The 12,355-nt window shown below is 63.7% G+C and carries 9 protein-coding genes; 7 read left to right on the top strand and 2 right to left on the bottom strand.

What is annotated here, in order from left to right:
• Positions 1–253: 253 nt before the first annotated feature.
• Entirely contained in the window at positions 254–817 is a 564-nt protein-coding gene (locus FFS68_RS15230; RefSeq protein WP_137754046.1) for a YqgE/AlgH family protein, read from the top strand.
• Here the strand turns inward: FFS68_RS15230 and FFS68_RS15225 are convergent.
• A complete protein-coding gene (locus FFS68_RS15225) occupies positions 814–1,212 on the bottom strand; it encodes a hypothetical protein (protein ID WP_137754045.1) in 399 nt (132 codons plus the stop codon). The two genes, FFS68_RS15230 and FFS68_RS15225, sit on opposite strands and share 4 nt — an antisense overlap.
• Before the next feature lie 402 nt (positions 1,213–1,614).
• On the opposite strand from FFS68_RS15225, the gene ahcY reads away from it, so the two are divergent.
• Positions 1,615–3,030, top strand: a complete 1,416-nt coding sequence (gene ahcY / locus FFS68_RS15220) for an adenosylhomocysteinase (protein ID WP_137754044.1) — start codon at positions 1,615–1,617, stop codon at positions 3,028–3,030.
• 147 nt (positions 3,031–3,177) lie between these two features.
• Positions 3,178–6,309, top strand: a complete 3,132-nt coding sequence (locus FFS68_RS15215; protein WP_137754043.1) for a TonB-dependent receptor — start codon at positions 3,178–3,180, stop codon at positions 6,307–6,309.
• A 62-nt stretch (positions 6,310–6,371) separates the two neighbouring features.
• Here FFS68_RS15215 and FFS68_RS15210 read toward each other — a convergent pair whose 3' ends face one another.
• Positions 6,372–7,448: a TIGR03032 family protein gene (locus FFS68_RS15210; protein WP_249340186.1), complete on the bottom strand. Its 1,077-nt coding sequence runs from the start codon at positions 7,446–7,448 to the stop codon at positions 6,372–6,374.
• A 266-nt stretch (positions 7,449–7,714) separates the two neighbouring features.
• On the opposite strand from FFS68_RS15210, the gene FFS68_RS15205 reads away from it, so the two are divergent.
• Genes FFS68_RS15205 through FFS68_RS15190 form a run of 4 tightly spaced genes read left to right on the top strand, consistent with a single transcriptional unit; the run spans position 7,715 to position 12,202 of the window.
• Positions 7,715–10,072 (top strand): PAS domain-containing sensor histidine kinase, encoded by a 2,358-nt coding sequence (locus tag FFS68_RS15205; protein ID WP_137754042.1) that lies wholly within the window; start codon positions 7,715–7,717, stop codon positions 10,070–10,072.
• Complete coding sequence (gene tsaE / locus FFS68_RS15200; protein WP_137754041.1) at positions 10,069–10,518, top strand: tRNA (adenosine(37)-N6)-threonylcarbamoyltransferase complex ATPase subunit type 1 TsaE; 450 nt, start codon at positions 10,069–10,071, stop codon at positions 10,516–10,518. Before FFS68_RS15205 ends, tsaE begins: the two co-directional genes overlap by 4 nt.
• Positions 10,515–11,486 (top strand): phosphotransferase, encoded by a 972-nt coding sequence (locus tag FFS68_RS15195; protein WP_137754040.1) that lies wholly within the window; start codon positions 10,515–10,517, stop codon positions 11,484–11,486. Before tsaE ends, FFS68_RS15195 begins: the two co-directional genes overlap by 4 nt.
• Positions 11,483–12,202 carry a nucleotidyltransferase family protein gene (locus tag FFS68_RS15190; protein WP_249340187.1) on the top strand — a complete coding sequence of 240 codons (720 nt, stop codon included), beginning with the start codon at positions 11,483–11,485 and terminating at the stop codon, positions 12,200–12,202. Before FFS68_RS15195 ends, FFS68_RS15190 begins: the two co-directional genes overlap by 4 nt.
• Positions 12,203–12,355 lie beyond the last annotated feature (153 nt).

Raw genomic sequence — 12,355 nt, 5'->3', positions numbered from 1 at the left:
GTTTCCGGTTGCGACTGGAAGTAGACGCGAGGATCCTCCCCATCGACTTGCGATGGGGAGGTGGCAGCCCCGCAGGGGCTGACGGAGGGGTAATGGCGCAACGTCGCCACCCCTCCACCACCGCCTGCGGCGGCGGTCCCCCTCCCCATCGCAAGTCGATGGGGAGGATTGGCAAGGACAGCTTCCCGCCCCGAAGCCGGCATTCGCGCCAAAGATGCTGGACCGCCCCGCCCCTCCGCTGCATGATGGCGCGATGGAGAGAGACCCCATTTGGTTCACCGGCCAGCTGCTGCTCGCGCTGCCCGGGATTGGCGACCCCCGCTTTGAACAGGCGGTGATCGCGATGATCAGCCACGACGAAGAGGGCGCGATGGGGATCGGCATTTCCGACCCGATTGCCGGGATGACCGTCGGCCAGGTGCTCGACCAGTTGGAGATTGCGCATGACGATCCGCTGGAACAGCCGGTGTTTCTGGGCGGTCCCGTCGAACCGTCGCGCGGGTTCGTGCTGCACAGCATGGACTGGGGCGGGCAGGAAGCGGTGCAGGTCAGCGATCGCTGGATGATTTCGAGCTCGCACGACATTTTGCGCGCGATCGGCCACAGGGGCGGTCCCGCCCGATGGCTGGTGGCGCTGGGCTATGCCGGATGGTCGGCGGGGCAGCTGGAGGGCGAGATGGTGCGCCACGGCTGGCACGTCACCCCGGGCAGCGATGCCCTGTTGTTCGACACGCCGCCCGCCAAGCGCTGGCAGGCGGCGTTTGCCGAAGCGGGAGTGGACGCCCGCTTGCTGACAACCGAGGGTGGCGAGGCTTAGCGCGCGAGCGCGAGCAGCGGACGACCGGTCGCGAGATTGGCGCGGGCGGTGCGGGCGGCCCAGCGCGAATCGACGTAACGCCCATCGGCGAGTTCGAGATCGTAGCGGATCGGGCTGGCCATGGCGGCGTCGTAAGCGGCGGCGGCATCGCTGGTGCGACCCAGCCGCGCATAAGCGGTGCCGAGATTGATCAGCCGCGACGGGTCGCGGGCGTCGAGGGTGGTTTCGCCGGTCAGCTTGGCAATTGCGGCGTGGTTTTCGCCGGCGCGCAGTTCGGCATAAGCAACGGGCAGCGTCATCGAATCGGCCTGCGGGCCGGTCACAACGATGATCGATTGCGCGGCGGCCGGGGTCGCGAAAGCCAGTGCGATCAGCGGCAGCAATATTTTTTTCATCTCTCTATCCCCTCGTAAACTTTAGCTGATTTTCTCCCTCATCGCGCGAAAAGTCAATGTTTTCGGGGCTTTGTAACACTCGTGTCACAATCACTTATTATGCTCAACGCAAGGCGCATTATAAGTCAGGATTTTCAGAATCTTGGCGTTCCCGACGCGGTGTCACAATTTGGCGACGCCGGTTGTCACATTTGCGCCCGCTGAAAATAAATTCGCGTGGCGGTGCATTTTGCGCCCGCGATTCGCGCGCTCGCGCTATTCGGCAGATCGACCCGCCTTTGCGATATAAAGAAAAGTTTATATTTGATCCTGAGGACGCTTTCGGATAGGGCGCGCAACATAATTACCCAGCTTTCCGTGGCCGCTCGCCTGCGGCCGAACCCGCCTACAGGAGACTCCATCGTGGCCACTCTCGCCGCCGACACCCGTGACTATGTGATCGCCGACATCGGTCTTGCCGACTTCGGTCGCAAGGAAATCAACATCGCCGAAACCGAAATGCCGGGCCTGATGGCGCTGCGTTCGGAATTCGGCGCGTCGCAGCCGCTGAAGGGTGCGCGCATCGTCGGCTCGCTGCACATGACGATCCAGACCGCGGTGCTGATCGAGACGCTGACCGCGCTCGGCGCCGACGTCCGCTGGGCGACGTGCAACATCTTTTCGACCCAGGACCATGCCGCCGCCGCGATCGCCGCGACCGGCGTACCGGTGTTCGCGGTGAAGGGCGAAAGCCTCGCCGATTATTGGGACTATGTCGGCCGCATCTTCGACTGGGGTGTCGAGGACGGTACGACCTGCAACCTGATCCTCGACGATGGCGGCGACGCCACGATGTTCGCGCTGTGGGGCGCGAAGCTCGAAGCCGGACAGGACATGCCGGCGCCCGAGAATGAAGAAGAGATCGAAATGCAGCGCGCGCTGAAGGCGTTTGTTGCCGCCAATCCCGGTTATCTGACCAAGACGGTCAAGGCGATCAAGGGCGTGTCAGAAGAAACGACGACCGGCGTCCACCGCCTGTATCACATCGCCAAGAAGGGCGAGCTGCCCTTCCCCGCGATCAACGTCAACGACAGCGTCACCAAGTCGAAGTTCGACAACCTCTATGGCTGTAAAGAATCGCTGGTCGACGCGATCCGCCGCGGCACCGACGTGATGCTTGCGGGCAAGGTCGCGACCGTCGCCGGCTTCGGCGACGTCGGCAAGGGCAGCGCCCAGTCGCTTCGCAATGGCGGCGCGCGCGTGCTCGTTACCGAAATCGACCCGATCTGCGCGCTGCAGGCGGCGATGGAGGGCTTCGAGGTCGTGACGATGGACGAAGCGGTCAAGCGCTCGGACATCTTCGTCACCGCGACCGGCAACGCCGACGTGATCACCGCCGAACATATGGCGGCGATGAAGAATATGGCGATCGTCTGCAACATCGGCCATTTCGACAGCGAGATCCAGATCGCGGCGCTCGCCAATTACAAGTGGACCGAAGTGAAGCCGCAGGTCGACCTGGTCGAATTCCCCGACGGCAAGCAGATCATCATCCTGTCGAAGGGCCGCTTGGTCAATCTCGGCAACGCCACCGGCCATCCGAGCTTTGTGATGTCGGCGAGCTTCACCAACCAGACGCTGGCGCAGATCGAGCTGTGGACCCGCGCCGAGCAGTACGGTAACGACGTCTATGTCCTGCCCAAGCATCTCGACGAAAAGGTCGCGGCGCTGCACCTCGACAAGCTGGGCGTGAAGCTGAGCCAGCTGAGCCAGAAGCAGGCCGATTATATCGGCGTGCCGGTGGCGGGGCCGTTCAAGCCTGACCATTACCGCTATTGACGACATTGCGGCGGCGACCGTGTCGCCGCCGCAACATCGTGCGCGAATGAGACGGGTTGAAGGGGTTTTTAATAGATATTTGGGCTTTGCGGTCTAATCCACTCTGGCGGGTGGAGCTAAACACATAATCAGCCAGGGAATATTGCAATGGTCAAAGCCTCGAAAGCTGCTTTCAGCGTTTGCGTATCTACGCTTGCCTTAACTTTATCTGTCACATCTGCCCAAGCGCAGGATGGTGCCCCATCAGACGACAACGCCGCACCCCAAGAGGTCGCCGCAGCAAGCGACGAGAGTGCGATCATTGTCACCGGATCGCGCATCTCGCGCGCCAATTTCGATACTGTCGAACCGTCGGTCGTCATCAGCGGCGATCAGATAGAATCGCGGGGCTTTGAAACACTCGGCCAGGCCCTGAACGAATTGCCTGCCTTTGGCGTTCCCGGCAGCAGCCCGGTCGGCGCGCAGTCGAGCTTTGGACCCGGGCAAAGTTTCGTCAACTTCCTCGGTCTCGGCTCGGAGCGCACGCTGACGCTGGTCAATGGCCGCCGCTTCGTCGGATCGAACACCGCGTCGATCTTTGGACCCACGGGTCAGGGCGGCAACCAGGTCGATCTGAACGTCATTCCGACCAAACTCATCGACCGTGTTGAAACGATCGTTATTGGCGGCGCTCCGATCTACGGTTCGGACGCGATTGCCGGTACCGTCAACGTTGTCCTGAAACGTGACTATGAAGGGCTGGAGCTCGACGGTCAGTACGGCATTTCCAGCCGCGGCGATGCGGCCAACTATCGTTTCCGCGGCCTTGCCGGCAAAAACTTCCTCGATGGCCGGGCGAACATCACCATCTCTGGCGAGTATAACAAGGGCGAGGGTCTGTTGCAGACGGCGCGTCCGGGGCTATACGACGGGGGCTTTTACGGCCGTCCGAACGATCCGAATTCGCCGTTCGACAATGTCATCTTTCGCGATCGCCGTATTCCGACGATTTCCGAATTCGGTATTCCGACGGTGTTCGATTTCATTCCGGTCAGCCAGGGACAGGCAAATAATCTCGGTTTCCCGCAAGGCGGCTTTGTCGATGCCCAGGGTAACGCGCTGCGTTTTGATGCGACCGGCAATTTGATTCCGATCGATTTCGGGACATCGTTCGGACCGCTCGATCAAAATGGCGATCCCACATCCTTTAGCATCGACGCATCGGGTGGTAACGGCTTTAGCCTGGTGCCGCTTTCAAACCTGCTCACCGACACCGAGCGTTATAGCGGCAATGTGCTGTTGAGCTTTGACCTCGCCGACAATATCCGTGTCTTTGGCGAGGGGTGGTACAGCCGCAGCAGGGGGGTCAATCTTCGCGACCAGCCCGAATACAACTCCTATCTCTTCGGCTATGCCGGCGATCCGGCCGGCGCCATCATCATGAGCACCGATAATCCGTTCCTGACACCGCAGGCTCGTGCTATCATCCAGTCGCAGGCGAACGGGAACACATTCCTGTTGCAGCGTGCCAATACCGACGTGATTTCGGGCCGTGCCACCGGCAATGTCGAAATTCAGCGCTATGTTCTGGGCGTGGATGGAAATTTCAACGGTCTTGGCGGTCGCGAATGGTCCTTTGAAATCGTCGGAAATTATGGCCGATCAAAAACGACCGGCAAGGTGCCCGCAATCGCAACCCAGAATTTCTTCAACGCCGTGGACGCGGTTGACGAGGGCTTGTTCAATGGCGGCGCGGCGAACGGCAATATCATTTGTCGGCCCGGCGCGGTAAATTCTCCGGCGGAGACCGTCAGTTCGACCTGTGCGCCGCTGAATCTTTTCGGAATGCAGACCTCGCAGGCGGCGCGCGATTATGTCACCGCGATCACGCGGCCCGTGTCGGTCAACAAGCAGAAGATTTTCACGGCATCGTTGTCAGGCCCCCTGTTCTCGCTGCCTGGCGGAGATTTCTCGTTCGCGTTGGGTTATGAGCATCGCGCGGAATCGCAGGACTTCGATCCGGGGGCATTTCTCGCCGGTGGCGACGATCCGGATCCGCTGACCGATGCGGACGGCGATGGCAATCCGGCCAACGATCGCGTGGCTTTCGGCCAGTCGGTGGTCATCCAGCCGCTCAACGGCAAATATAATACCGACGAAGTCTTTGGCGAACTCCGGGCCGCACTCGTTAGCCCTTCCAACAACGTGCCGCTGATCTACTCCCTCGAGTTGCAGGGGGCCGCGCGATATGTCGATCATTCGACGGCAGGAGGCGACCTGACCTGGACGGTCGGTGGCAGCTGGCAGCCGATCCGCGACATCACGCTGCGCGGCAATTACACCCGGGCAATCCGCGCACCGTTCATCACCGAAGCGTTCAACCCGTCGAGCAGCTTCTTCGGTTTTGCCGAGGATCCGTGTGACCAGTTCAATCAGGATGAAGGGCCGGCTCCCGCCACGCGCGCTGCCAATTGTGCGGCTGACGGAATTCCCGCCAACTTTGACGCGACGTCGGACGATGCCAGCATCCTTCAGGCGGTCGTAGGCAATCCCAACCTGCGCAACGAAAAGTCGAACGCCTTTACTGTCGGGGCGGTGCTGCGTCCCAGTTTCATTCCCCGGCTCTCGCTGTCTGTCGACTATGTCGATATCAAGGTGAAGGATGTCATCACCCAGTTGGCGTCAGACGATATCGTCGAGAATTGCTATGATTCCGCCGACTATCCCAATTCGCCGTTCTGCGATCTGTTTACGCGTGACGCCACCAATCAGCTCGATTTCATCTCGACCGGTTATTTCAACGCCGCCGAGCTGCGATACAAAGGCATCCTTGCAGCGCTCGACTTCCGCACCGCAACGCCGTTCCTTGGCGCGGATTCGAACGTCGGGCTGAATGCGAGCTATCAATATCTTGACACGCTGACGTCGCGCGCCGATGCCAATTCCGCGATTGAGACCGACAATGGCGAGGTCGGATATTCGCGGCATCAGGCTGTAGCGACGATCGATTATAACAATAAGGGCTTCAGCACCTTCGTGCAGGTCAATTACACAGGACCGGCGAAGTTCGATGCCGATGCCACGCCGACGGCGCAAGATCCGGACGGCGTCGGCAGCTTCGTGTATTTCAACACCGGCATGACTTACCGGATCGACAAGAGCTTCAGCATCCGGTTCGTCGTTGACAATCTGTTCGACCGCAAACCGCCGTTCCCGTCGCCAACCGGCGGCGGAACGCTCACCTATTTCCCGGGTGTGCTGGGTCGCTATTTCCGGGTCGGAGCCAGCGTGGGCTTCTGATCGCTACTGAGCCAAAATATGGGGCCGCACTGGAAACGGGGCGGCCCTGTTTTTTGGGCAAGCTAGATTTCGTCGCCGACAGTCACCGCGCCGATCATCTCGACCGTGGCAGGCCCGATCGTCATTGGGTTGCGCACGCCGGGCATCACCGCAACGTCAAACATCTCGGTGAATTTGCCGCCCAACAGGATCGAATGAACCGTGCGGCCGGTGCGCGTATCGACGATCAAGATGCCGCATTTCGCGTCGAGTTGGCGTTCTTCCAGCCCGGCCTGAATCGCCAGATCCTTGAACTTGCCTTCGCGCGCCATGGACACGGTGACGATGGCAAAGTGATCGTGAAAGGCGAGCCCACGCAGAAATCCGGGACAAAAGGCGATATCTTCGCGCTGCCCGCTAGCGATATCGACGCGGACGATCTGGCCGCGTCCGGAATCGAGTAGCCACAAGGCGCCGCCGTGGACACGGGGGCTGTGCGGCATGGACAGACCGTCCGCAACCACCGCGTCGCTGGCAATGTCGATCACGAGGCCGCCGCCCTGGCGATCCGCCCGCCAGCCATCTTTCTCGTCGGTCATGCCGGCGACCGTCACGAAACGGGGCATTCCCCCGTCCATGGCCAGACCGTTCAGATGGCAGCGATCCTCGGGCACGAGCGCGGAAATGAAGCGCGGTCGCCAGACCGGCCGAAAGCTGTGCACCGCGTCGATCGTTGCGAGGCAAGAGTAACGCGAATTGACAAAGATGATCTGCCCATCGGCAGCGAAGGAAAGTTCGTGCGTATCGACGTAGCCCACGGTGTGCGCCGTGCGGGGTACCAGAGCCATATCGAATGCGTTGTTGGCATATTGGCCCGGGCGAAGCGTGTTTTCCAGTCGCCATATCTGGAACATCGAACCAACAAGCAATCGCCCCTGATCATAGCAGAGACCGGTCGCGCGCGCATATTGCTGCTGGTTGAACGACAGGCGCATGTCCGGACCCACGCCAGCGACAATCAATTGGCCGGTCTGATACGATGTGAAGGCAAGCGAGATTTGCTGTGCCAGCATCCAGTCGGCCAAGCCGGCCGAAATCGAAATCGGCGCATCGCCCGGGTCATGTCCGGCAGGGTCGGAGATGGCGGTGGCCAGTGCCAAAAACTTCTTGTCCAGCGCGTCCTCCTCGACCTGTTGGGGGCTATCCCCTCAGACGGTGGGCGTCACCGGTCCATCGCCTGCGTCTATGTCACCCCTGCCACCACTGCAAAAAGATTATGACGATCGTACAGCCTGCAATCACCGTCGTGACGCAATGTCGGGGCACCCCGACGTCGAACGATTGAAACACCCCGGGACAGTCGATAGGGCGGAATGATGGCCCAACGCCCAATGTCCCATTCCATGCGCACCGCGGCGCCCGCTCGATGACCTTGTCGTCGGGCGCGCTCTTTGCCCTGGGCCTGTTTGCCGCGCTTTGGTTGCTCGCCGGACTATGGGCGGTCGGGCGCGGGATTGCGATGCAGCGGCGCGCGGCGTTTGTTGCGGGGCAGGCCGACCGGCTCGGCAGTCTGGTCGAGGCATCGCCGCAACTGCCGGTCATCGTCCGCGCCGACTGGCGGGTCGAGGCGAGCGAAAAGCTGGGCCGCTGGCTGGGGCTGGCCCAAGGGCCGCGCAATTTCGATGAATTGCGCGGGCTGGACAGCGGGCTTGACTCCGACGGCCATGATGCGCTGCGCCAGGCGATCCTTGGCGCGCAGCGCGGCGCCAAGCCCTTTACGCTGAGCCTGAAGCCGCAGGGCAGCGAGCGCACGATCATCCTGCACGGCGCCCCGGCGCCGCAGGCGGTCGGCGGGGCGGGCAGCGTGCTGCTGTGGCTGAGCGATGCCACCGACGGCCAGCATGCGCTGGCGCAGGCGCGCAGCGATCGCGACGAGGCGATGGCGGCGTTCGAGGCGTTGTCGGGGCTGATCGAGGCGGCCCCCTTTCCGATGTGGTTCCGCGACACCGGGCTTAATCTGGCGCTCGTCAACGGCGCCTATGTCCGCGCGGTCGAAGCGAAAAGCGCGGTCGCGGTGATCGATGGCGGCATCGAGCTGTGCGAAACCGTCGCCGGGGTCAGCGCCGCCGAAGCCGCCGACGAGGCGCGCATCGCGGGGGCGGCGCAAATCCGCACGATCCCGGTGACGATCGAGGGCGAACGCCGCATCATGCGCGTCGTCGATGTGCCGCTGGCGCCGACCGGCGGGCGGGTGATCGGCATCGCGGGCTATGCCATCGACATCCAGGAGCTGGAGAGCGAGCGCGGCGCGCACCGCCGTTTCGTCGATACCCAGCGCGAATTGCTCGACCGGCTGTCGGCGGCGGTCGCGCAATTTGGCCCCGATCAGGGGCTGGCTTTTGCCAATCTGCCGTTCCGCCGCCTGTTCGCGATCGACGCCGACGACGTCACCGAAGCGCGGGCGTTTGCGCGGCTGCTCGATGCCTGGCGCGAGGGTGGACGGACCCCCGAGGTACGCGATTATCCCGAATGGCGGCAGGCGCATGTCGACTGGTTTGCGCGCGCCGAGGCGAGCGAAGAGGATTGGCTGCTGCGCGACGGCACCCATCTGCATGTCGTCGCCCAGCCGACCCCCGACGGCGGGCTGCTGCTGATCGCCGAGGACAAGACCGAGCAGGTGCAGCTGGCGGGCGCGCGCGACACCTTGCTGCGCGTGCGCACCGCGACCTTTGACAATCTGTTCGAAGCGGTGGCGGTGTTTGCGCCCGACGGGCGGCTGCATTTGTGGAACCAGCGGTTCCGCCGCCTGTGGGGGGTCGACGAGGGGGCACTGGCAGCGCATCCGCGCGTCGATGCGCTGATGGGCGGGCTCGCCGACCGGCTGGTGAAACCCAACCAGATCAGCATCGTCCAGGAAGTCATCCGCGCCGCAACATTGGAACGGCAACAGCGCGGCGGCGAAATCGGTTTCGCCGACGGGCGCTATTTCGATTTCGCGTCGATCCCGTTGCCCGACGGCAATGCGCTGCTGATCATGCTCGACATCACGCCGAGCCGGAAGATGGAGGGCGCGCTGCGCGAACGCAATGAGGCGCTGGAGGCGGCGGACAAGGTCAAGACCGCCTTCCTGTCACGGATGAGTTACGAACTGCGCACGCCGCTGACCTCGATCGGCGGGTTCGGCGAGATGTTGCAGGCGGGCTATGCCGGCAAGCTGAGCGACCAGCAGCAAGGCTATGTCGATGCGATCATGGATTCGGTGGGCGTGCTGGGGCGCCAGATCGACAATGTGCTCGACCTGGCGCAGGGAGAGGCGGGTTCGCTGGTGGTCGAGCGGGCGCCGGTCGACGTCCGCGCGCTGCTCGATCGCGCGCTGGCCGATGCGAAGGCGCTTGCTGCGGCCGAAAAAATTGAGCTGGTCGGCAATATCGCGCCCGACCTCGGCCGCATCGACGGCGACGCGCCGCGGCTGTCGCGGCTGGTCGCCGGGCTACTCGACAATGCGGTGCGCTACACCGCGCCGACGCGGAAGATCGGCGGGCGGGTGCTGCTCCACGCCGCGGGCGATGCGCGCGGGGTCGACATCATCGTGTCGGACAATGGTCCGGGGATGCCCGAAGCGGTCGCCGCGGTGACCAAGGGCCAGCAGGCGGGGACGGCGTCGGGCGGCATTGGCCTCGCGCTCGCGCGCCAGCTCGTCGCCGCGCATGGCGGGACAATGGAGGTGGTGAGCGAGGCGGGACAGGGCACGCTGGTGCGGATCAGCCTGCCGCGCAGCGCATGAGCCACCGCTACGACTATACCCTGGCCGACGCCGAGCGGATCGGTGCGGCGATTGGTTTGGCGTTGATGCCGGGCGATGTCGTCGCGCTGTCGGGCAACCTCGGCGCGGGGAAGACGACTCTGGCGCGCGCGATGCTGAAGGCGCGGGGGTTGGTCAGCGAGGCGCCGAGCCCGACCTTTGCGATCGTCCAGCCCTATGCGCCGCCCGAAGTCGATTTGCCCATCGCGCATGTCGATCTGTACCGGATCGAGGATGAGGGCGAGCTGATCGAGCTCGGCTTGGACGAGTATCTGTACGACGGCGCGCTGCTGATCGAATGGCCCGAGCGGCTCGGGGCGCAGGGTTGGCCGGGTGCACTGTCGATCACGATTTCGGGGAACGGCGAAGCGCGCATCTTGACAGCCGACGTGCCGACGTCATGGGGGAGCCGATGGCCGCTCCGATGATTCCGCCCCCCCATGCGCCCGCCTTCCTTGCCGCGCATGGCTGGGGCGATGCCCAGATTTTGCCGCTCGCCGGCGATGCGTCGTTCCGCCGCTATTTCCGCGTCGTCGACGGCACGCGGCAGGCGGTGCTGATGGATGCGCCGCCGCCGCACGAGGATACGCGACCGTTCATCGCGGTCGCCGAATATCTGTGCGGCCAGGGGCTGACCGCCCCGACGATTTTCGCGCGTGATTTGGCGCAAGGATTGCTGCTGATCGAGGATTTCGGCGATGTGCGGCTGCGCGAAACCGCCGACGATGCGCTGCACCGCGAGGTCGATCTTTATACCGGGGTGACCGACCTGCTCGTCCACCTTCATACGCGGCCGCCGATGCCCGGACTGCCGGTGCTGGGGCTGGAGCAGTGGCTGGACGAGGTGATGCTGTTCAGCGACTGGTATTGCCCCACGCTGGAGATCGATGTCGATCGCGACGCCTTTCGCGGCGCGTGGGAAGCGGTGCTGACCCCGGTCGAACATGACGGCCTGCCGCGCGTCACGGTGCTGCGCGATTTTCATGCCGAAAATATCATGCTGGTCGCGGGCAAGGCCGGCGTGGCCCATTATGGCCTGCTGGATTTTCAGGACGCGCTGGTCGGGCACCCCGCCTATGACCTCGCCTCGGTGCTCGAGGATGCGCGGCGCGATGTCACCCCGGCGGTCGAGGCGGCGATGCTGGCGCGCTATCAGGGTGCCACCGGGCAAGACATCGAGAATGCCTATTGGGCGCTCGCGGCGCAGCGCAACACGCGCATTCTGGGGGTGTTCGTGCGGCTGTGGAAACGCGATGGAAAACCGTGGTATCGCCAGTTCCAGCCGCGGATGTGGGGGCTGCTCGAACGCGATCTGGCGCATCCGGGACTGGCGCCTGTGCGTGCCTGGTTCGACGAGAATATCCCCGCCGACAAACGCGCGGCAGCGTGGCTGTGAGCGTGAAGATCGACAGCGCGATGGTGATGGCGGCGGGGCTGGGCAAGCGGATGCGTCCGCTTACCGCTACCCGGCCCAAACCGCTGGTTCGGGTCGCAGGCAAGGCGTTGATCGACCACAGCCTTGACCGGATCGAGGCGGCGGGGATCGGGCATGTCGTCGTCAACGTCCATTACCTGGCCGACGCATTGGAAGCGCATCTGGCGGCGCAGCAGCGGTCGTTCACGATCGGCATTTCGGACGAGCGCGACCTGTTGCTCGAAACCGGCGGCGGCATGGTTAAGGCGCTGCCGCAGCTTCGCGGCGATCCGATCCTGATCGTCAACAGCGACAATATCTGGACCGATGGCCCCGAGGACAGCATTCGGCATCTGGCGCGGCACTGGGATGGCGATCGTATGGACGCGCTGTTGCTGGTCATCCGTCAGGCGAGCGCCACCGGACACGGCGGCAAGGGCGATTTCCATATGGACCCGTCGGGATTGTTGTCGCGCCGTAAAGCCGGGCGGATCGCGCCTTTCGTTTATACCGGGGTCCAGCTGATTTCGCCGCGCCTGCTCGACGATGCGCCCGCGGGGCCGTTTTCGACCAACATCTTGTGGGACCGCGCGATTACGGCGGGGCGGCTGTTTGGTCTGTCGCATATGGGGCAGTGGTTCGACGTCGGATCGCCCGCAAGCATCGCGCCGACCGAAGCGGCGCTGGGTGAGGTTTGACAGCTCGATCCTCCCTGTCGCGCAGCGATGGGGAGGGGGACCGCCGCCGCAGGCGGTGGTGGAGGGGCAGCAACCTCGCGTCATGGCCCCTCCGTCAGCGCTTCGCGCTGCCACCTCCCCATGGCTTCGCCACAGGGAGGAGCGGGTTGCGTA

The organism is Sphingopyxis sp. L1A2A, assembly GCF_005502465.1.
Lineage (GTDB): Bacteria > Pseudomonadota > Alphaproteobacteria > Sphingomonadales > Sphingomonadaceae > Sphingopyxis.
The sequence above is the reverse complement of the archived record's forward strand: the minus strand, read 5'-3'. Positions and strand labels throughout refer to the sequence as shown.